The sequence below is a fragment of the Micromonospora sp. NPDC051141 genome (genome assembly GCF_044455765.1).
GTDB lineage: Bacteria > Actinomycetota > Actinomycetes > Mycobacteriales > Micromonosporaceae > Micromonospora.
The window spans coordinates 13,266-33,211 of sequence record NZ_JBITFD010000006.1; the positions used below are offsets into that span (position 1 = coordinate 13,266).

Annotated in this window: 16 protein-coding genes; 12 read left to right on the plus strand and 4 right to left on the minus strand. The window is 73.2% G+C overall.

Features of this window, described 5'->3' with window-relative positions:
* Positions 1-24 precede the first annotated feature (24 nt).
* Entirely contained in the window at positions 25-1,815 is a 1,791-nt protein-coding gene (locus tag ACIA6B_RS13570; RefSeq protein ID WP_396773195.1) for a serine/threonine protein kinase, read from the plus strand.
* A 6-nt stretch (positions 1,816-1,821) separates the two neighbouring features.
* Here ACIA6B_RS13570 and rph read toward each other — a convergent pair whose 3' ends face one another.
* On the minus strand, positions 1,822-4,422 hold the full coding sequence (rph, locus tag ACIA6B_RS13575; RefSeq protein ID WP_396773197.1) for a rifamycin-inactivating phosphotransferase: 2,601 nt from the start codon (positions 4,420-4,422) through the stop codon (positions 1,822-1,824).
* A 436-nt stretch (positions 4,423-4,858) separates the two neighbouring features.
* On the opposite strand from rph, the gene ACIA6B_RS13580 reads away from it, so the two are divergent.
* The 3 genes from ACIA6B_RS13580 (at position 4,859) to ACIA6B_RS13590 (ending at position 9,820) form a co-directional block, all read left to right on the plus strand.
* A complete protein-coding gene (locus tag ACIA6B_RS13580) occupies positions 4,859-9,013 on the plus strand; it encodes a SpoIIE family protein phosphatase (protein ID WP_396773199.1) in 4,155 nt (1,384 codons plus the stop codon).
* Positions 9,010-9,309: an STAS domain-containing protein gene (locus tag ACIA6B_RS13585; protein ID WP_396773201.1), complete on the plus strand. Its 300-nt coding sequence runs from the start codon at positions 9,010-9,012 to the stop codon at positions 9,307-9,309. The genes ACIA6B_RS13580 and ACIA6B_RS13585 overlap by 4 nt, the downstream gene beginning before the upstream one ends.
* Before the next feature lie 106 nt (positions 9,310-9,415).
* Positions 9,416-9,820 (plus strand): STAS domain-containing protein, encoded by a 405-nt coding sequence (locus ACIA6B_RS13590; protein WP_396773203.1) that lies wholly within the window; start codon positions 9,416-9,418, stop codon positions 9,818-9,820.
* Here ACIA6B_RS13590 and ACIA6B_RS13595 read toward each other — a convergent pair.
* Positions 9,781-10,524 carry a GAF and ANTAR domain-containing protein gene (locus ACIA6B_RS13595; RefSeq protein ID WP_396773204.1) on the minus strand — a complete coding sequence of 248 codons (744 nt, stop codon included), beginning with the start codon at positions 10,522-10,524 and terminating at the stop codon, positions 9,781-9,783. The genes ACIA6B_RS13590 and ACIA6B_RS13595 overlap by 40 nt on opposite strands.
* A gap of 293 nt (positions 10,525-10,817) precedes the next feature.
* On the opposite strand from ACIA6B_RS13595, the gene ACIA6B_RS13600 reads away from it, so the two are divergent.
* The 4 genes from ACIA6B_RS13600 (at position 10,818) to ACIA6B_RS13615 (ending at position 14,089) form a co-directional block, all read left to right on the plus strand.
* Complete coding sequence (locus ACIA6B_RS13600; RefSeq protein WP_396773205.1) at positions 10,818-11,297, plus strand: alpha-L-fucosidase; 480 nt, start codon at positions 10,818-10,820, stop codon at positions 11,295-11,297.
* Between the two features lie 2 nt (positions 11,298-11,299).
* On the plus strand, positions 11,300-11,830 hold the full coding sequence (locus tag ACIA6B_RS13605) for a hypothetical protein (protein WP_396773206.1): 531 nt from the start codon (positions 11,300-11,302) through the stop codon (positions 11,828-11,830).
* Between the two features lie 61 nt (positions 11,831-11,891).
* Positions 11,892-13,211 (plus strand): enolase C-terminal domain-like protein, encoded by a 1,320-nt coding sequence (locus tag ACIA6B_RS13610; RefSeq protein ID WP_396773207.1) that lies wholly within the window; start codon positions 11,892-11,894, stop codon positions 13,209-13,211.
* Positions 13,208-14,089 (plus strand): amidohydrolase family protein, encoded by an 882-nt coding sequence (locus ACIA6B_RS13615; RefSeq protein WP_396773208.1) that lies wholly within the window; start codon positions 13,208-13,210, stop codon positions 14,087-14,089. The genes ACIA6B_RS13610 and ACIA6B_RS13615 overlap by 4 nt, the downstream gene beginning before the upstream one ends.
* Positions 14,090-14,098: 9 nt before the next feature.
* On the opposite strand, the gene ACIA6B_RS13620 is transcribed toward ACIA6B_RS13615, so the two are convergent.
* Positions 14,099-14,794, minus strand: a complete 696-nt coding sequence (locus tag ACIA6B_RS13620; protein ID WP_396773210.1) for a FadR/GntR family transcriptional regulator — start codon at positions 14,792-14,794, stop codon at positions 14,099-14,101.
* A gap of 157 nt (positions 14,795-14,951) precedes the next feature.
* On the opposite strand from ACIA6B_RS13620, the gene ACIA6B_RS13625 reads away from it, so the two are divergent.
* The 4 genes from ACIA6B_RS13625 to ACIA6B_RS13640 are packed head-to-tail and all read left to right on the plus strand — an operon-like array spanning position 14,952 to position 18,013.
* A complete protein-coding gene (locus ACIA6B_RS13625; protein WP_396773212.1) occupies positions 14,952-15,896 on the plus strand; it encodes an aldo/keto reductase in 945 nt (314 codons plus the stop codon).
* 1 nt (position 15,897) lies between these two features.
* The gene (locus tag ACIA6B_RS13630; protein WP_396773213.1) at positions 15,898-16,233 is read left to right on the plus strand and encodes an L-rhamnose mutarotase; all 336 of its coding nucleotides are present in this window, start codon (positions 15,898-15,900) and stop codon (positions 16,231-16,233) included.
* Positions 16,230-17,255, plus strand: a complete 1,026-nt coding sequence (locus ACIA6B_RS13635) for a zinc-binding dehydrogenase (protein WP_396773215.1) — start codon at positions 16,230-16,232, stop codon at positions 17,253-17,255. The genes ACIA6B_RS13630 and ACIA6B_RS13635 overlap by 4 nt, the downstream gene beginning before the upstream one ends.
* Entirely contained in the window at positions 17,252-18,013 is a 762-nt protein-coding gene (locus ACIA6B_RS13640; RefSeq protein ID WP_396773217.1) for an SDR family oxidoreductase, read from the plus strand. Before ACIA6B_RS13635 ends, ACIA6B_RS13640 begins: the two co-directional genes overlap by 4 nt.
* An 84-nt stretch (positions 18,014-18,097) precedes the next feature.
* On the opposite strand, the gene ACIA6B_RS13645 is transcribed toward ACIA6B_RS13640, so the two are convergent.
* On the minus strand, positions 18,098-19,747 hold the full coding sequence (locus ACIA6B_RS13645) for a glycoside hydrolase family 27 protein (RefSeq protein ID WP_396773218.1): 1,650 nt from the start codon (positions 19,745-19,747) through the stop codon (positions 18,098-18,100).
* Between the last annotated feature and the right edge of the window lie 199 nt (positions 19,748-19,946).

The following is a 19,946-nucleotide window of genomic DNA, read 5'->3' on the forward strand; positions in this document are numbered from 1 at the left end:
GGTTGCGGCCTGCGGAGGCCCGGAGTGAACGAGGGACTGCGTCCCGGCGACCCGGTCCGGCTCGGTGGTTACGAACTGCTCGGCCGGCTCGGCGAGGGCGGCATGGGCAGCGTGTTCCTGGCCCGGTCGCCGCAGGGCCGGCAGGTGGCGGTCAAGGTGGTCCGCGCCGAACTGTCCCACCACGACGAGTTCCGGGGCCGGTTCCGCAGCGAGGTGAACCGGGCCCGCCAGGTGCCGCCGTTCTGCACCGCCGAGGTGCTGGACGCCGACCCGGACCACGACCCGCCGTACCTGGTGGTGGAGTACGTCGACGGGCCCAGCCTGGTGCAGGTGGTCCGGGACCGGGGGCCGATGACGACGGCCGGCGTGCACGGCATCGCGGTCGGGGTGGCCACCGCGCTCACCGCCATCCACGGCGCCGGCGTGATCCACCGGGACCTCAAACCCGCCAACGTCCTGGTCGCGCCCGGCGGGATCAAGGTCATCGACTTCGGCATCGCCCGCGCGTTCGAGGCCACGAGCCAGCACACCCGGACCGACCAGATGGTCGGCACCGTCGCGTACATGGCTCCGGAGCGGTTCGAGAGCGCGTCCGGCCAACGCACGGGTCCGGCCGCGGACATCTTCGCCTGGGGCGCCGTGGTCGCCTTCGCCGCGACCGGCCGGACGCCGTTCGAGGGCGAGTCCGCCACCGCCACCGCGATGCGGATCATGACCCAGCCGCCGGACCTGACCGGTCTGGACGGGCCGCTGCGGGAGCTGGTCTCGCAGGCGCTGGAGAAGGAGCCGACCGCCCGGCCGACGGCCCGCGACCTGCTCGACGGTCTCCTGACCGCGGCCTCGCCGGCGAGCGGGGCCGCCGTCCGGACCGCCGGGCCGGTGACGCCCGCCAGCGCGGCAGCGGCGAGCGGCCCCGGTGTCGGTCGCGGTGTCGGTCCCGGCCCCGCCGTCGGCGCGGGAGCGAAGGCCGGCCCCGCGGCGAAAGCCGATCCCGCGACGGGAGCCGGCCCCGCGGCGAAGGCCGGTCCCGCGACGGGAGCCGATCCCGCAGCGAAGGCCGGTCCCGCGACGGGAGCCGATCCCGGCGGCGCGGACCGGAGCGCACCGGCGGACGCCGGCGCGGCCACGACGCGGCGGCGCCGACTCATCGGGTTGGCCGCCGGCGCCGCCGTGATGGCGGTGCTGGTGCCGGCCGCGCTGTTCGGCGCGGACCTGGTGGGCGACCGGTCCGGTTCGACGCCCACCGGCTCCGCCGGCAGCGGTTCGCCGACCGGCGGCGGCCCGCCGTCCGCGTCGCCGTCGACCGGCGGCGCGTCCGCCGCGGCGGCGTCCCGTACCCCGGGCGGGTCGCCGTCGGCGTCGGCCGACCGGACCCGGGCCATGCTGGCCGGCCAGCGACGGCTCCTGCTGCACGTGGTCGAGATCGACCGGGACCTGTCGCTGCCGTTCGACGGCGAGCTGACGGTCGGCGACGGCACCGGCAAGGACGCGCTCTTCGTGCTCGAACCGGTCGGCGTCGACTACATGATCAAGTCGGTGAACCCGGACATCGCGCACCGTCCGTGCCTCGGCGTCAAGCTCGACCCCGAGGGGTACGCGTCCCTGGTGGGCGCCGAGTGCGAACCCACCGGGGCCACCGTGTTCAGCATCTCCCGGGAGGGCAAGGACGACACGGGCCGCACCTCCTACTCGATCATCAGCGAGAAGTACGGCGTGGTGCAGTGGGAGGACACCGAGAAGGAGATCTACGTCCAGGAGATGGGCGACGCCCCGATCGACACGACGTTCAGCCTGGTCGACCGGGGCGCTGCCTGACCCGGATCAGGGCACCAGCTCGACGTACCCGCCGGCGCCGTGCACCCGGATCCGCTGCCCGTCGCGGATCAGCCGGGTGGCCCGCGGCACGTTCACGACGGCCGGCAGGCCGTACTCCCGGGCGATGACCGCGCCGTGGGTCATCGGGCCGCCCACCTCAGTCACCAGGCCGGCCACGGCGACGAACAGCGGCGTCCAGCTCGGGTCGGTGTGGACCGTGACGAGGATGTGGCCCGGTTCGACGTCCGCGCCGGTCAGGTCGAGGACGATCCGGGCCCGTCCCTCCACCGTGCCGGTCGACACCGGGACGCCGGCCAGCGCGCCGCCCGGCACGTCGTCACGCCGGTACGCCCCGTGGACCGCCTCGCCGTCCGAGGTGAGCACGCGGGGCGGCGTGAGCCCCTGGTGGAGCCGGAACGCCTCCGCGCGCTCGCGGATGAGCCGCGCGTCCACCCGGCGCGTCCGCACCGCGTCGCGGAACTCGTCGAAGGTCAGGAAGAAGACGTCCTCCCGGTCGGGCAGCACCCCGTCGCGTACCAGCCGGTCGGCCTCCGCCATCAGCGCCTGCTTGTAGACGAGGTAGCGGCTCACGATGGCGTACTTCGGATACTCGCGGTAGCCGACGAAGGTCCGGACCCGGTCGATCATCCGTTGGGTCTCGTCGGCCTTGCGGTCCCCGTCCGGCAGGGCCCGGAGCCGGTCGAGCACCTCCCGGGTCTTCCGCCGCACCGCCTGCCGGCCCTCCGCAAAGCGCCGTCCGGCGGCGCCGGGCGCGACGTTGCGGACGTGGTCGAGGATCAGCGGTACGAGGGTGGCCGGCCGCTCGCTCCACCGGGGCCGGGTGATGTCGATCTCGCCGACGCACCGCATGCCGTACCGGTCGAGGTAGTCCCGGAGGGCGTCGCGTGCCTCACGTCCGCCCGGCAGCTTCGGCAACTCGTCCAGGAAACCGTCGTCCGTGGCGTTCCGGAGGAACGCCACCACCTCGGGGTGGGGGCGGATGACGTCGGCGACGTCGAGCAGCGCCAGCCCCATCTCCGAGGTGACGTTGCCGGGCGCGGACAGCGTGAGCGTGTCGGCGGCGTTCCGCTCGCCCAGCCACTCCCCCAGCTTGTCGTTGAGCCACCAGGTGGCCTCCATCCCGGCCATGATCGCCTGCATGCTGACCGGGTCGGCGAGGGCTCGCCTGTGCTCCGGGAACGCCTCCGCCACCAGGAAGTCGAACAGCGCCGGCCCGGTCCGGGTGCCGATGTCACGGCGCAGCGCGGCGATGCTGGCCCGACTCTGCTCGATCAGCGCCGTGACGACGGCCGGGTCGGTCTCGATCGTCGCCGACGGCAGCCCCGGGGGCGGACCGGCGGGGCCGTCGTCGAGCCGCGTCGGCACGACGTCACCGCGGTCCAGGATCGTCTCCAGCGCGTCCCTGGTCAGCGGATCCGATCTGGTCATCAGGTCCAGGAAGGCGGCCCGGCCCGCCGGTGTGGCCAGGTGCCGGGTGGCGTCGACGAACAGCCGGCCACCGGCCTCGTGCATCGGCGCCATGGCGGTCAGCCGCCACATCGACAGTCCCAGCGGCTTCATCGCGTCGGTCATCATCTGCTGGTGGCCGACCGAGAGGTAGACGTGGTTCTGCCCGTCGTCGACCACCGGGACCGGGAACAGCGTGGTGATCGGGCGGCTCTGGAGGATGTGCAGTTCGCCGTCGGTCAGGGCCCACTCCACGTCCTGCGGGCCGCCGAACCGCGCCTCGATCCGCCGCCCGAGCCGGACGAGACGGACGACCTGCTCGTCCGTCAGCGCGGGCTGCTCCCGCCGGGCCGGATCGACCGCCTCGGTCCGCGTCCCGCCGCCCGGCACGGCGCGGACGGCCCGCGGCTTGGTGGCGACGGTCCGGGAGCGGACCCGGTCGTCGCGCACCGTGAACACGTCGGGGTTGACCAGGCCGGCGACCAGGGCCTCGCCCAGACCGAACCCGGCCTCCACGGAGGCGACCTTCCGGTTCCCGCTGACCGGGTCGGCGGTGAACAGGATCCCGGCGGCGTCCGGGAGCACCATCCGCTGCACCACCACAGCCATGTGCACCGTACGGTGATCGATGCCGTTGCGTAGCCGGTAGGTCACCGCCCGCTCGGTGAACAGCGACGCCCAGCACCGGGCGACGTGGGTGCGGATCTCGTCCGGGCCCACCACGTTCAGGTAGGTGTCCTGCTGGCCGGCGAAGGAGGCCGTCGGCAGGTCCTCCGCCGTGGCGCTGGACCGCACCGCGTAGGCGGCGTGCGCGCCGAGCCCGGTCAGCGCCGCACTGATCGCCGCCGCGACCTCGGCCGGGACGGCCGCCTCCTCGACGACGCGGCGGATCTCGGCGCTGACCGCCCGGATCGCCTCGCGGTCGTCCGGACGCAGCCGGGAGAGCCGGTCCAGGGACCCGTCGAGCGCCGGCAGGTCCGCCACGGCCCGCCGGTACGCGTCGGTGGTCACGCAGAAGCCGGGCGGCACGCTCACCCCGTCGAGCCGCGACAGCGCCCCCAGGTGTGCGCCCTTGCCACCGACGATGGCGACCTGCCTCTCGTCGATCTCGTCGAACCCGACCACGTAGCGTCCGGCCATCGTCGTGCCCCCCGTTTTTCCAGCTCATCCGCGTCCGGCCGACGATTCTGCGGCACCACCGGGATCTTGCGGCAAGCCCCGGGGTGCGATATACGTTAGAAGTGGCAGGGAGCGACGTCTCCCTGCCTTCGGTGTTTTCCGGCCCTCTTCCCCAGCGCCGGGGCGTCCGGCGGCAGGCCCGGTCCGCGCACACCCCCGCCCCTGCCGGCGACGACGGGAAGCGTCGCAGCGGCCGGGCGGGCAGCGGCCGGGATTGTGGCACTCCCGACGGCGGTCGGTGGCATGGCGGGGACGTCCCGGGGGCAAGAGCGGTACGGAGAGCTACTCCGAGGGACTGTTCGGGCGACTCGATGACGGCTTGTATCCGGATTTGTCGCCCACAGTGGTGCCTCGACCTGGACGAGCGGGATCTGCTGTGGTGAGGGAGACTCGGGCGATGACCGGCGCTGGCACCGACCCGCGGACACGTGCCGACGTGTTCGCCGTCGACGGTGAGATCGGCCCGGATCTGGCCCGGGTCGACTGGTCGACCCATCCGCTGGGGCAGCCAGAGCGGTGGCCGCAGAGCCTGCGGACGGCGGTGCGCATCCTGCTCTCCTCCCGCTTCCCGATGTGGATGGCCTGGGGCCCCGAGCTGACGTTCTTCTGCAACGCCGCCTACCGCCGCGACACGCTGGGCCGCAAGTACCCGTGGGCGTTGGGCCGACCGGCCAACGAGGTGTGGGCGGAGATCTGGGCCGACATCGGCCCCCGCATCGACACCGTGCTGCGTACCGGCGAGGCGACCTGGGACGAGGGGCTGCTGCTGTTCCTGGAACGCGCCGGCTACCGGGAGGAGACCTACCACACGTTCTCCTACAGCCCGCTGCGCGACGACGACGGCACGCTGGTCGGGATGCTCTGCGTGGTCAGCGAGGAGACCGAGCGGGTCATCGGCGAGCGCCGGATGGCCACGCTGCGGGACCTCGGCTCCGACCCGAGCGTGATCCGCACCGAGCAGGAGACTCTCGCCTTCGCCGGTCGCCAGTTGGGGCGCAACGCGCACGACCTGCCGTTCACGCTGACGTACCTGTTCGATGACGAGGGCGACGCGCGGTTGGCGGAGGCGACCGGGTTCGCCGCCGGCCATCCGGCGGCGCCGGCCACGCTGTCGCTCGACGACCCCGACGCGGTCTGGCCGGCACGGGCGGTCACCGAGGGGGACATGGTCCGGGTGCCGCTGGACTCCGCCGTGCGACACGACCTGCCGACGGGCGCCTGGCCGGACCCGCCGACCGAGGCGTTGCTGGTGCCGCTGCGCCAGCAGGGCGGCACGCCGTACGGGTTCCTGGTGGCCGGGCTCAACCGCTACCGGGCCCTCGACGACGGCTACCGCGGGTTCGTGGAACTGACCGCCGGGCACGTGGCGACCGGGATCGCCAGCGCCCGCAGCTACCAGGCCCAGCAGCGGCGGGCCGAGGAGCTCGCCGAGCTGGACCGGGCGAAGACCGCCTTCTTCTCCAACATCAGTCACGAGTTCCGCACCCCGTTGACGTTGATCATGGGACCGGTGGACGAGTTGCGGGGCCGGCTGCGGGACGCCGACGGGCCGGTGCGCGAGGAGCTGGAGGTCATCCGACGCAACGGGCTGCGCCTGGGCAAGCTCGTGAACAGCCTGCTCGACTTCTCCCGGATCGAGGCCGGCCGGATGCAGGCCCGCTACCAGCCGGTGGACCTGGCCGCGGTGACCGCCGACCTGGCCAGCGTCTTCCGCTCGGCGATCGAACGCGCCGGCCTGACCTTCGAGGTCGACTGCCCGCCCCTGCCCGAGCCGGTGCACATCGACCCCGGCATGTGGGAGAAGGTGGTGCTCAACCTGCTCAGCAACGCCCTGAAGTTCACCTTCGACGGCAGCGTGCGGGTCGAGCTGCGCGCCGAGCACGGGCAGGCCGTGCTGCGGGTGGTCGACACCGGCATCGGCGTCGCCGAGGAGGAGATGCCCCGGCTGTTCGAGCGGTTCCACCGGATCGAGAACGCCCGCTCCCGCTCCGACGAGGGCAGCGGCATCGGGCTGGCCCTGGTCAAGGAGCTGGTCACGCTGCACGGTGGGAGCATCACCGCCAGCAGCACGGTGGGCCGGGGCACCGCGTTCACGGTCCGGCTGCCGTTCGGCGACGCCCACCTGCCGGCCGACGCGATCGCCGCGGCCGGCTCCGGCCGCGTGCCGCTCTCCGCCGAGCCGTTCGTGCAGGAGGCGCTGCGCTGGCTGCCCGGCGAACCGACGGCCGAGGTCGCCCCCGAGGAGGCGACACCGGTCCAGGCTCCCGCGCCGGCCCGGCCGGGGCAGGTCCCGGCCCGGGTCCTGGTCGCCGACGACAACACCGACATGCGCGAGTACCTCACCCGCCTGCTGCGCTCGGCCGGGCACCGGGTGCAGGCCGTGGCGGACGGCCAGGCGGCGTTGGAGGCCGCCCGCACCCACGCGCCGGACCTGGTGGTCAGCGACGTGATGATGCCCCGGCTGGACGGCCTGCAACTGGTGGCCGCGCTGCGGGCCGACTCCCGGACCGCCGGCACGCCGGTGCTGCTGCTGTCCGCCCGCGCCGGGCAGGAGGCGTCGATCGAGGGGTTGGAGGCCGGCGCGGACGACTACCTGGTCAAGCCGTTCCCGGCCGCCGAGCTGCTGGCCCGGGTGCGGGCGAACGTGGAGCTGGCCCGGCTGCGCAACCACCACGCCCGGTGGCGCACCGCGCTCGTCGACTCGTTGCAGGAGGCGTTCTTCGTCTGCGACGAGGCCGGCGCGGTCATCGAGATCAACGCGGCATTCACCGACATCCTCGGCTACGGGCCGGAGAACCTGCCCTACCTGCCGGTGCACCCGTGGTGGCCGGACCCGGAGGCGGAGCCGGAGGCGCACCGTCAGGTGTCCGCCGCGTTCTCGGTGCTCATCGGCCAGACGAAGGGCACCTACACCGTGCCGGTGACCCACCGCGACGGGCACCGGCTCTGGACCGCGGCCTCGTTCAACCAGGTGGACGACCCGGATACCGGTCGCCGGGTCATCGTGGGCACGTTCCGCGACGTCACCGCCGAGCACTACGCCGTGCAGCGGGAGACCGCCCTGGCCGGGCTGAGCCTCCGGCTGTCGCAGGCGGACGATCTCACCGACGCCCTGCACGGGGTGCTGGACGAGATGCGCAAGCTGTGGCGCGCCACCGGCGTGGTCACCGCCGTCTTCGGCGACACCGCCGGGCCCGACGTCACCGCCACCGACCCCCTGCTCCAGTGGGACACGCTGCCCGACGAACGCCGGCAGGAGCTGTTGGCGTTGCGGGACACGCCACTGCTGACCCCGGTGGCCACGCCGGCGCACGGGGCCGGCATCGCGCTGGAGCATCCGGACGGCACCATGGCGCTCTGGATCGACCTGGGTGAGAAGCGGCCCTTCACCGAACAGGACCAGACGCTCCTGGCGCTGCTCGCCGGCCACGTCGCCCAGGGGCTGCACCGGGTGCACCAGATCGACCAGCAACGGGAAACCGCGCTGGCCCTGCAACGGGCGATCCTCGGCCCGGCCCAGCTCCCTGCCGGCTTCGCCGTGCGCTACTCCCCGGCGTCGCTTCCGCTCAAGGTCGGTGGCGACTGGTACGACACGGTCGAGCTGCCGGACGGGCGGATCGCGATCGTGGTCGGCGACTGCGTCGGCCACGGCCTGCGGGCCGCCACCGTGATGGGGCAGCTGCGCAGCGCCTGCCGGGCGCTGCTGTTGCAGGACGCCAGCCCGGCCCAGACGCTGATGGCGCTGGACCGGTTCGCCGCCCTGCTCCCAGGCGCGCAGTGCGCGACAGTCCTCTGCGGTGTGCTGGACCCGGCGACCGGCCGGCTGCGCTACTCCAGCGCCGGGCACCCGCCGGCCGTCGTGGTGCACCCCGACGGCACGCCCGAACTCCTCGACCAGGGCCGGTCCCGCCCGCTCGCGGTCCGCACCGGGCGGGAACGCCCGGAGGCGGAGATCACCGTGCCGGCCCGGGCCACGCTCATGCTCTACACCGACGGTCTGGTCGAACGCCGCCGCCAGCCGCTGACCGCCGGCATCGACCGGGCCGTCACGACGATCCAGGAGGGCCGGGGCATCCCGGTCGAGGCGCTGGCCACCGAGGTGATGGACCAGCTCACCCCGGAGGGCGGGTACGACGACGACGTGGCTCTGCTGCTCTACCGACACCCCGGGCCGCTGGAGCTGGACTTCCCCGCCGAGTCGTCGCGGCTGGCCGAGGTGCGTTCCGCGTTGCGCGGGTGGCTGGACCGGTGCGGGCTGGCCCCGGCGTCCTCCTACAACGTGCTGGTGGCCGCCGGTGAGGCGTGCGCCAACGCGATCGAGCACGGTCACCGGGACAGTCCCGGCGGGCGGATCCGGCTGCGCGCCGCCGCCACCGCCGACGCGCTGCGGGTGAGCGTCACCGACAGCGGGCACTGGCGGGACCGGGACCGGCCGTCGGACCCGCACCGGGGCCGCGGGCTGGTGCTCATGCGTGCTCTGATGGACTCCATCACGGTGACCCCGGGGGCCACCGGCACCACCGTCGACATGCAGGCAAGGATCATCCGATGAGTACGGCCCTGACGCTCACCACCGGCGGCGACCCCGACGGGGTTCGCGTGCTGACCGCGGTCGGCGAGATCGACATGAGCAACGCGGCTGCCTTCGCCGCCGCGCTCGACGACGCCGTCCGGCCCGACGGCGACCCCCTCGTGGTGGACCTGACCGCGGTGGAATATCTCGACAGCGCCGGCCTGGCCGTGCTGTTCCCGCACGCCGAACGCATCGCGCTCGTCGCCAGTCCGCTGCTGGAACCGCTGCTCACCATCTCCGGTCTGGCCGACCTCACCACCGTGCGCAGCGGTTGAGGCACCGACCGGAAGTGGGTGGCCGGCCGGTCACCGGCTAAGCTGGGCGCCCGGCGGATCGTTCTGATCCGAGCGTCCCCGCCGGCGTTTCCCCGGGAGCTTCCTCGTGACATCTCCGAGGCCCTTTGACGACCGCGCCTCCACCGGTGCCCTGACCGTGGCGCCGGCCGACGCCGGTGCCGGACGGGTCGTGCTGATGGTGACCGGCGAGGTGGACATGGCCACCGCCGACGAGCTGGCGCTGGCGCTGGCCGACCTGCTGCGCCGACGCCCGCTGCACCGGCTGTTGGTCGACCTCGCCGGCGTACGGTTCCTGGACTCGTCGGGCATCCGGACCCTGCTGGAGGCGGCGCAGGACGCGCAGCACCGGGGCTGCCACCTGGTACTGGTCAACACCCCGCGGAACGTCCGTCGGGTGCTGGAGATCGCCGGCGTGGCGACCGTGCTCGGCCTCGACGCGGCCGGGGACGGTCACCTCGGGGCGGTGAGTTCGCCGGACTCGGCCAGGTGACGCGCCACGTCGAGCAGCTTGGTGTTGGTGTGTTGGCTGCTCATCACCAGGAGCCGGAACGCCTGCTCGCCGGTGAGCCGGTGCCGTTCCATCAGGATGCCCTTGGCCTGGCCGATCACGTCCCGCGCGCCGAGGGCCTGGGTGAGCTGGGTGATCTGCCGGGCGTCGGACATGGCGACCGCGGCGTGCGCGGCGAACAGCAGGCCCACCTGCTCCGACTCGTCGCCGAACGCGTCCGCCCGCCGGGCGTAGAGGTTGAGCGCGCCGAGGTTGTCGTCCGAGACGTAGAGCTGGAACGACAGCATGCTGCCGATGCCCAGCCCGGCCGTCCCCGCGCTGAACCGGGGCCAGCGGGCGTCGTTGCGCACGTCGGCCACCCGCACCGTCGTCTGCTCGTACAGGGATGACAGGCAGGGCCCCTGGTTCGTGTCGTACTGCACCTGGTCGACGTCGCACACCACCTGCTCGGTGGCGGCGGTGGTGCGGATCCGCCGTCGAGCGCGGATCTCCGAGATCGCGGCGTACTCGGCGCCGGGGATGGTGTCGACGGCGGACCTGACAATCGCGTCGAGGGTGCTCTGTTCGTCCTTCTCGTGCTGGAGGCGACGCGCCAGGTCGACGAGCACGGAACCGAGGCGGTCCAGTTCCGCCCCGCCGTATTCCGGCGACGGCTTGCCCCGTCCGTTGTCGTTCCGATCGCCCACGGGTCGTCCCTCGCTTCCGCTCGGGCGGCTCCGCTCGCCGGAGCCCCTCGGAAGCTGTCCTCCCTACCCGGTTGCCGCCGCGCCGAACCACCGCGCCTCCGAAAACCTCCATCTCCATCGATGTTAGCGTTAACGCAGGTGACAGCGTTGGTCCGGAATACATAAGACGTATCGCTTTTCGAATGGTCATTCCAACCGGGACGAAGACGTTGACGTTACGCAGATGTAACGCATAACGTCTGATGTATCAGCGATGTGAGCCCCTCACCCACCACCACTTCGGAGGGATCACCATGTCCCGTCCCCACCTCACCCGTCGTTCGCTCCTGACCGCTCTCGGTGCTGGCGGGGCCGCGGTCGCCGTGGGCGGCGTCCTCCGTCCCGAGTCCGCCGCCGCCGTCCCCGGCCCCGCCAGCTACGCCGAGACGTGGGCGTCGGTCGGTCAGCACCCGGCCGCGCCGGAGTGGTTCCAGGACGCCAAGTTCGGCGTCTACTTCCACTGGGGAGCGTTCAGCGTGCCGGCGTACGCCAACGAGTGGTACCCGCGCAACATGTACAACAACGGCTCGAACGAGAACAACCACCACAAGTCCGTCTACGGTGACCCGTCGGTCTGGCCGTACCACCACTTCATCACCGGCGCGAACGACCGGTCGGGCCGGTTCGTGCAGTTCGCGCCCCGGCTGCGCTCGGCCGGCGGCAACTTCGACCCCGGCGAGTGGGCCCAGTTGTTCGCCGACGCCGGCGCGAAGTTCGCCGGGCCGTCACGATGACCGTGCCGGAGCGCATCGCGCGGCGTGGGCTCATCTCGCCGGGACGCCGGGACGTCGTGGCCCGCACCGCCATCACCGAGCTGGCCGTCAAGGCGGCCGGACCGCACGTCCCCGTCGCCGACCTGTCCGGGGGCAACCAGCAGAAGGTGGTGATGGCCGGCGGCAACGCCGACGCGGCCCGCGCCGCCGGCATCCGCACCGACCGGGTGTTGTGGGCCGCCCTCGTGGTGGCGAGCGTGCTGGCCGCGCTCGCCGGCTTGCTCATCAGCGGGCGACTCGCCGCGGTGCCGGCGGCGCAGGGCGACGGCGCCATCTTCCAGGTGTTCGCGGCGGCGGTCATCGGCGGGGTCAGTCTCAACGGCGGCAAGGGCAGCGTGTTCGGCGCCTTCACCGGCGTCCTGCTCCTCTTCATGATCATTAATGTGCTCACCCTCGCCGGAGTGCCCGCCCAGTGGACCAACTTCCTCAACGGCGCCGTCATCCTGGTCGCCCTGACGGTCTCCCGGATCACCGGCGGCAAGGCGCAGACATGACGCCACCGCCCCGTCCGGCGCCGCCGGCGAGCCAGCCCACCTCGACCGACCGGGAGAACCGTTGTCCGAGCACATCACATCCGTAGAGACCATCGACGTCCGGTTCCCGACGTCGCGCCACCGCGACGGCTCGGACGCGATGAACCCGTTCCCGGACTACTCCGCCGCCTACGTCATCCTGCGCACCTCGGGCGGCGCCGAGGGACACGGCCTCGTGTTCACCGTGGGGCGGGGCACCGAGATCCTGATCCGGGCCCTCCGGTCGCTGGCCCCGATGATCGAGGGCCAGCCGGTCGAGGCGCTGGTCGCCGACCCCGGTGCGCTCGCGCGCCGGTTGGTCGGCGACAGCCAGATCCGCTGGCTGGGCCCGGCGAAGGGGGTCGTGCACATGGCCGCCGGCGGCCTGGTGAACGCGGTCTGGGACCTCGCCGCCCGGCGGGCCGACAAGCCGTTGTGGAAGCTGCTCGCCGACCTCACCCCGGAGCAGCTCGTGGCACAGGTCGACTTCCGCTACCTGCGTGACGCCCTCACCGAGGACGAGGCGCTGGCGCTGTTGCGTGCCGCCGTGGACGGGCGGGCGGACCGGGAGCGCCGTCTGCTGGCCGAGGGCTTCCCGGCGTACACCACGACGCCGGGTTGGCTCGGTTACGACGACGACAAGCTGGCCCGGCTCTGCACGGAGGCGGTCGCGGCCGGGTTCCGGCTGATCAAGCTGAAGGTGGGCGGGGACCTCGCCGACGACGTACGCCGGCTGGGCATCGCCCGCCGGGCCGTCGGTCCGGACGTGCGCATCGCGGTCGACGCGAACCAGGTGTGGGGGGTGCCCGAGGCGATCCGCTGGATGCGCGAACTGGCCCCGTTCGACCCGTACTGGATCGAGGAGCCGACCTCACCCGACGACATCCTCGGGCACGCCGCCGTCCGCTCGGCCGTCGCCCCGACGAAGGTGGCCACCGGCGAGCACGGGCACAACGCGGTGATGTTCAAGCAACTGCTCCAGGCCGGCGCCGTCGACGTGGTCCAGATCGACGCCTGCCGGGTCGCCGGGGTCAACGAGAATCTGGCCATCCTGCTGCTCGCGGCGAAGTTCGGCGTGCCGGTCTGCCCGCACGCCGGCGGGGTGGGGCTGTGCGAGCTGGTGCAACACCTCGCCATGTTCGACTTCGTCGCCCTCACCGGCAGCACCACCGACCGGGCCATCGAGTACGTCGACCACCTGCACGAGCACTTCGCGGATCCGGTCCGGATCCGCGACGGTCGCTACCTCGCGCCCCGCTCCCCCGGCATGAGCGCGGAGATCCTCGCGCCCTCGCTTGCCGACTACCGCTTCCCCGACGGACCCCGGTGGGCGGTGGCGACGACCGGAGCCGCACTCGCATGATCATCGACGCGCATCACCACCTGTGGCAGCCCGACCGCGGGTACCACTGGCTCGACGATCCGGCGCTGGCGGCGATCCGCCGCCCCTTCACCCCGGCCGACCTGACCGCCGAGCTCACCTCGGCCGGCGTGGACGGCACCGTGCTGGTGGAGGGTGGCCGCTGCCACCCGGACGAGGCCGCCGAGTTCCTCGGTCACGCTGCGGACACGCCGGCGATCCTCGGCGTGGTGGCCTGGGTCGACATCGCCGGGGGCGAGGTCTCGGCCACCGTCCGGCGCTACCGGCGCCTGCCCGGCGGGGAGCTGCTGGTCGGGTTGCGGTCGCAGGTCCAGGGCGAGGCCGACCCCGACCACCTCGACCGTCCCGACGTACGGCGCGGGCTCGCCGAGGTGGCCGACGCCGGCCTGGTGTTCGACCTGGTGATCCGTGCCGACCAACTGCCCGCGGCGGCGCGGGCGGCCCGGGCGGTGCCGCAGCTCTCGTTCGTCCTCGACCACCTCGGCAAGCCGCGCATCGACCGCGGGGCCGCCGGGCTGGCCGGCTGGCGCGACCCGCTCGCCGCGCTAGCCGCCAGTCCCAACGTCACCGGCAAGCTGTCGGGCCTGGTCACGGAGGCGGCGCCGGACTGGTCGCCGGCCGACCTGAGCCCGTTCGTCGAGGTCGCCGTCGACGAGTTCGGCCCGGGCCGTCTGATGTTCGGCTCGGACTGGCCGGTGTGCCTGCTCAGGTCGGACTACCCGGGGGTGCGGCGGGCCCTGACGGCCGCCCTGCCGCCCCTGTCACCCGGGGACCGGCGGGAGATCTTCGCCGGCACCGCCGTGCGCACCTACCGCCTGACACCACCGGCCGAACCGGCCGCGCCCGGGCCGGCGACGTGAGCCCGCCGGTCAGGCAGCCCTCGCCTGGGCGGCGAGCACGGTCCGCAACCACGCCTCGGAGGTGTTGACATGCATCAGCGCGGTGGCCTGCGCGAGCAACTGGTCGCGCGAGCGCAGGGCGAGGTAGATCGCCTGGTGTTCGTCGATCGTCTTGTGCGCCGCGTTGGCCTCGATCAGCCCACGCCAGACCCGGGCCCGCAGCGTCCGGCCGGAGAGCCCGTCGAGCAGCGAGGTGAGCGTCTCGTTGCCGGTGGTCGCGACCACGGTGTGGTGGAAGGCGGTGTCGAACTGGATGAGCTTCTCGGCGTCGTCGGCGGCGGCCCGCATGTCCTGCAGGATCCGGTCGAGTTCGTCCAGCTCGGTGTCGGTCATCCGCAACGCGGCGAGGCCGGTGGCCACCGGCTCCAGCATCCGGCGGACCTCCATCACCTCCAGCAGCGTGTCGTCGCGCAGCAACTCGACCGCGACGCCCAGGCCCTCCAGCAACAGCCGCGGGGCGAGGCTGGTCACGTAGGTGCCGTCGCCGCGACGCACGTCGAGCACCCGGGCCGACTCGAGCACCTTGACCGCCTCCCGCACCCCACTGCGCGACAGGCCCATCTGCGCGGCGAGCTGCGGCTCCGGTGGCAGCCGCGCGCCCGGCGGCAGTTCCCCACTGGAGATCATGCCGCGGATCCGCGCGATCGCGTCGTCGGTCAGTGCCATTGCCGCCCCCTTCGGACCGGCCCACCGGGTGCCTGGGAAGTGGCTCCGTCGCCCGCGGCGGGCAGCGGCCGTGCCCACCACTATAGATTCGTCCGACGTCTGCCCGACTCCGGCCGCCGTCGCCAGCCCCGCCGTCCGCGGAAAGGGTCCTGACACCATGCGATACCGTCCGCTGGGCCGCACCGGCCTGACCGTGTCGATGCTCGGGTACGGCGCCTCCCCCCTCGGCGGCGTCTTCGGCCGGATCGACGAACGGGCCGGCATCGAGGCCGTGCGCGCCACGCTGGAACTCGGCGTGAACATCATCGACGTCTCGCCCTACTACGGCGCCACCACCGCGGAGACGGTGCTCGGACGCGCCCTGCGTGGCGTCGATCGGGCCAGCTACGTCCTGGCCACCAAGGTCGGCCGGTACGGCGAGACGACGTTCGACTTCTCCGCGTCCCGCACGGTCCGCAGCGTCGAGGAGAGCCTGGCCCGCCTCGGCACCGACCACCTGGACCTGGTCCAGTGTCACGACATCGAGTTCGGCGACCTCGACCAGATCATCGGCGAGACGTTGCCCGCGCTGGCCCGTCTGCGCGAGGCGGGGAAGATCCGCTTCATCGGCGTGACCGGCTACCCGCTGGCCGCGTTGCGTCGGGTCGCGGCGGCGGTCCCGCTGGACACCGTGCTGTCGTACTGCCGCTACACCCTGCTCGACCGCGCGCTGGCCACGGCCGAGCCGGAGTTCACCGCCCGGGGCGTCGCGGTGCTGAACGCCTCCCCACTGGCCATGGGGCTGCTGTCCCGGCGCGGCGCGCCCGACTGGCATCCGGCCCCGCCGGAACTCCGCCGGGCCGCGACCGCCGTGGCCGACCTGTGCGCGCGGCGTGGTGTCGACATCGCCCGGGTCGCGCTCGGCTTCGCCGCCGCGCCGACGCGGTTCGCCACCACGTTCGTCGGTTCCGCCGACGCCGCGAACATGGCCCGCAACGTGCGCTGGGCCCTGTCCGAGCCCGATCCCGACCTGCTCGACGACATCGAGAAGCTGTTGATGCCGGTGCGTGACCTCGCCTGGCCCAGCGGCCGACCGGAGAACACCCCTATCGGAGAGGCATGAGGTGCGACGTTACGGCTGTGTGATCCGGCTGCGGCCGGACCACCGGGAAACCTACCTGCGGCTGCACGCCGCCGTCTGGCCCGGCGTCGAGCAGACGCTGCGGGCGGCGCGCATCCGCAACTACAGCATCTTCCTGCACGGGGACCTGCTGTTCGGCTACTACGAGTACGTCGGCGACGACCACGACGCGGACCAGCGTCGGATCGCCGCCGATCCGCAGACCCGGGCGTGGTGGCGGCTGACCGACCCCTGCCAGGAATCGCTCGCCGAGCCCGGCTCCGGCCACTGGTGGGCACCGATGCACGAGGTCTGGCACCTGACCGAGGAGGCGTGGTGAACCGCAGCGCGCACTACGTCGGCGACCGGAGGTTCGTCGTCGAGGACACCCGGGAGGTGCCACCCGGGCCCGGCGAGGTACGCATCGCGGTGACGTACACCGGCATCTGCGGCACGGACCTGCACGTCGCGCACGGCGCGATGGATCACCGGGTCGGCGTGCCGGCGGTGATCGGGCACGAGATGTCCGGTCGCATCGCGGAGATCGGCCCGGGCGTCACCGACCGGCGGGTGGGCGAGCCGGTGACGGTGATGCCGCTGGACTGGTGCGACCGGTGCCCCGCCTGCCGGGCCGGTCACCAGCACATCTGCCACCGGCTGAACTTCATCGGCATCGACTCCCCCGGCGCGATGCAGCGCTCCTGGACGGTGCCGGCCCGGATCGTGGTGCCGCTGCCGGACGACCTGCCACTGGCCGAGGCGGCCCTGGTCGAGCCCACCGCGGTGGCCGTGCACGACGTGCGGCGGTCCCGCCTGACGGCGGGCGAACACGCGGTGGTCATCGGCGCGGGTCCGGTCGGTCTGCTCATCGGCGCGGTCGCCCGGGCGGCCGGCGCCACGGTGACCGTGCTGGAGATCGATCCGCGACGCCGCGCGCTCGCCGTCGACCTCGGCCTGTCCGCCGTGGACCCGGTGGCGACGGACCCGGTGGGACTCGTCGAGGATGCGACCGGGGGCGCCGGCGCCGACGTGGTCTTCGAGGCGTCCGGGTCGGCGACCGGGGTACGCGTCGCGACCGACCTGCTCGCCGTACGCGGGCGGCTGGTGGTGGTGGCGATCCATCCCACGCCGCGGGAGGTGGACCTGCACCGGATCTTCTGGCGCGAGCTGGAGGTGATCGGGGTGCGGGTCTACCGGCGGGAGGACTACGCCGAGGCGGTCCGCCTGGTGCACCGTCGGGAGGTGCCCGCGGCGCGGCTCATCTCCCGGATCGTGCCGCTTGACGACGTGACCGAGGCGTTCCGGGCGCTCGCCGCCGGCGGCGACGTGAAGGTGCTGGTGGACTGTGGAGGTGGGGTGTGAACCCGTTCGACCTGAGCGGCCGGCTCGCCGTGGTCACCGGCTGCCGGCGCGGGATCGGCCTGGCGATGGCGGAGGCGCTGGCGGCGGCGGGCGCGGACGTGATCGGCGTCAGCGCCGCCCTGGAGGAGACCGGCAGCGAGGTCGAGGCGCGGGTGACCGCGCACGGCCGCTCGTTCGTGCCGCACCGGTGCGACCTGGCCGACCGGGCCGCCGTGCACACGCTCGCCGGGTGGCTGGGCCGCCGGGATCGGCCGGTGGACATCCTGGTCAACAACGCCGGCACGATCCGCCGTGCCCCGGCCGTCGCGCACCCGGACGAGGACTGGGCCCAGGTGCTGGAGGTCGATCTCACCGCCCCGTTCATCCTCGCCCGCGAGGTCGGCCGGGACATGGTCCGGCGCGGCTCCGGCAAGATCATCTTTACCGCCTCGATGCTGAGTTTCCAGGGCGGCGTGACCGTGCCGTCCTACGCGGCGGCGAAGTCGGGGATCGCCGGGCTGACCCGGGCGCTGGCCAACGAGTGGGCGCCCCACGGCGTCAACGTCAACGCGATCGCGCCCGGCTACATCGCCACCGACAACACCCAGGCGTTGCGGGACCAGCCGGAACGCGACCGGGCGATCGTGGCACGAATCCCGGCCGGACGCTGGGGCCGGCCCGAGGATCTCGCCGGGGCCACCGTCTTCCTGGCCTCGGAGGCTGCCGCGTACGTGCACGGCACGGTGCTCGCGGTCGACGGGGGCTGGCTCGCCCGCTGACTCACCCGGCACGCGGCCTTCGCACGACGACGCGCCCCGGCCGGACCGGGTGGGACCCGGCCGGGGCGACGTCGGGCGGACGTCCTAACTCACCGTCCACCGCTGGTTGGCGGCGGCGGTGCAGGTCCACAGGATCACGGTGGTGCCGTTGGCGGTGGCGGCGCCGTTGACGTCCAGGCAGAGGCCGGACTGCTGGTTGCGGATGGTGCCGTCGCTGTTACGGGTCCACCGCTGGTTGGTGCCGCCGTTGCAGTCCCAGATCTGCGCCTTCGTGCCCGCGCCGGCGTTGGTCGGCGAATCCAGACACTTGCCCAGCGCCTGGATCGCGTCCCCGCTGAACGTCCACCGCTGGTTGGCGGCGCCGTTGCAGTCCCAGATCACCGGCTGGGTGCCGTTGGCGGTGTTGCTCTGCGGCACGTCCAGGCAGCGGCCGGAGGCGGCGCTGACGAGCGCCCCGCCGGTGGTCGGCGGCGGGGTGCCGGTGCCGCCGCCGCTGACCCGGTAGACGACCGTGCCGTGCCCCGGGACGGTGGCCGAGATGGTGCCGGAGGTGGTGCTTGTCGCGTTGGTCCACGCGTCCAGCAGGGTGAACGACGTGCCGGTCTTGCCGATGGCGGCGGCGGTCGTCGAGATCGTCGTGCTGGCGCTGCCCTGGTTGAACAGGGCGACCGCGACGTCACCGTTGGCCAGCCGCTTGGCCAGCACCCGCCGGGTCCCGTCGAAGGACACCTGCCCCGCCTGCAACGCGAGCGGGTCCTGACTGATGCCGATCAGGTTCGCGTTCTTCAGGATCGTCTGCGTGGCCGCGGTCATGTTGCGCAGGTCGTTGCCCGCGATCAGCGGCGACGCCAGCACCGCCCACAACGCGAAGTGACTGCGCATCTCCGTGTCGGTCATCCCGCCCCGACCGACCTCCAACATGTCCATGTCGTTGAACGCGCCCGGCTTCGCCCGCCCGGCCAACGGCACCGTCACGTCCACGATGTTCTGGATGCCCATCGGGTAGCCGTTGGTCTGACCGGTGTTCCACGCGTTGGTGATGTCCTCCGTGGTCCGCCACATGTTCGCCACGTCACCCCAGTCCCGTTGCGGACCGGTCTTGGAGTGGATGCTGTTGGAGTTGATGCTGTAGACGATCGGCCGACCGGTCGCCGCGAGCGCGTCGCGCATGAGGTTGAACACCCGCACCTGGTCGTCGATCGTGCCGCTGGGCGAGCACCAGTCGTACTTGAGGTAGTCCACCCCCCACGCCGCGAACTGACGGGCGTCCTGGGCCTCGTGCCCCTGGGCCCCGGTCGAGCCGGGATAACTGTTGAAGTACTGCGCGCACGTCTCGGTCAGCGGGCCCTGGTAGATGCCGAACTTCAGCCCCCGCGCGTGGATGTAGTCACCGAGGGCCTTCATCCCCGACGGGAACCGACTCGGGTCACCCTGGAGGTTCCCCGCCGAGTCCCGGTTCTGGTTCATCCAACAGTCGTCGACGACGACGTACTGATAACCGGCGTCCCGCATCCCCGAACTGACCATCGCGTCGGTCATCTGCCGGATCAGCGTCTCGTTGATGTTGCAGCCGAACGTGTTCCAACTGTTCCAACCCATCGGCGGCGTCCGGGCCGCGCCGTTCTCCAGCGCCGAGGCCGTGGACGGGCGCAGGCCGACCAGGGCGCCGGCCAGCAGCAGTCCGGCCGCCAGGACGGCGGTGGCCCGGCGGCGGGCCGAGCTGAGGTGTCTCATCGGTGATCCTCTCCGCGACGGTGGTACGCCCGCCGCAGGCGTTGTCCGGTGGTGGTCAGGGCAGCGGGGGGGGGGGGGGGGGGGGGGGGGGGGGGGGGGGGGGGGGGCGCCGGGCGCGGGGGGGGGGGGGGGGGGGGGGGGGCGGGGGCGGGGGGCGCGGGGGCGGGCGCCCGGGGGGGGGGGGGGGGGGGGGGAAAGG

Coding starts and splice junctions, on each gene's coding strand:
- ACIA6B_RS13580 (WP_396773199.1), top strand. CDS start 4,859: ATGACCGGCGCTGGCACCGACCCGCGGACACGTGCCGACGTGTTCGCC.
- ACIA6B_RS13585 (WP_396773201.1), top strand. CDS start 9,010: ATGAGTACGGCCCTGACGCTCACCACCGGCGGCGACCCCGACGGGGTT.
- ACIA6B_RS13615 (WP_396773208.1), top strand. CDS start 13,208: ATGATCATCGACGCGCATCACCACCTGTGGCAGCCCGACCGCGGGTAC.
- ACIA6B_RS13625 (WP_396773212.1), top strand. CDS start 14,952: ATGCGATACCGTCCGCTGGGCCGCACCGGCCTGACCGTGTCGATGCTC.
- ACIA6B_RS13600 (WP_396773205.1), top strand. CDS start 10,818: ATGTCCCGTCCCCACCTCACCCGTCGTTCGCTCCTGACCGCTCTCGGT.
- ACIA6B_RS13645 (WP_396773218.1), bottom strand. CDS start 19,747: ATGAGACACCTCAGCTCGGCCCGCCGCCGGGCCACCGCCGTCCTGGCG.
- rph (WP_396773197.1), bottom strand. CDS start 4,422: ATGGCCGGACGCTACGTGGTCGGGTTCGACGAGATCGACGAGAGGCAG.
- ACIA6B_RS13620 (WP_396773210.1), bottom strand. CDS start 14,794: ATGGCACTGACCGACGACGCGATCGCGCGGATCCGCGGCATGATCTCC.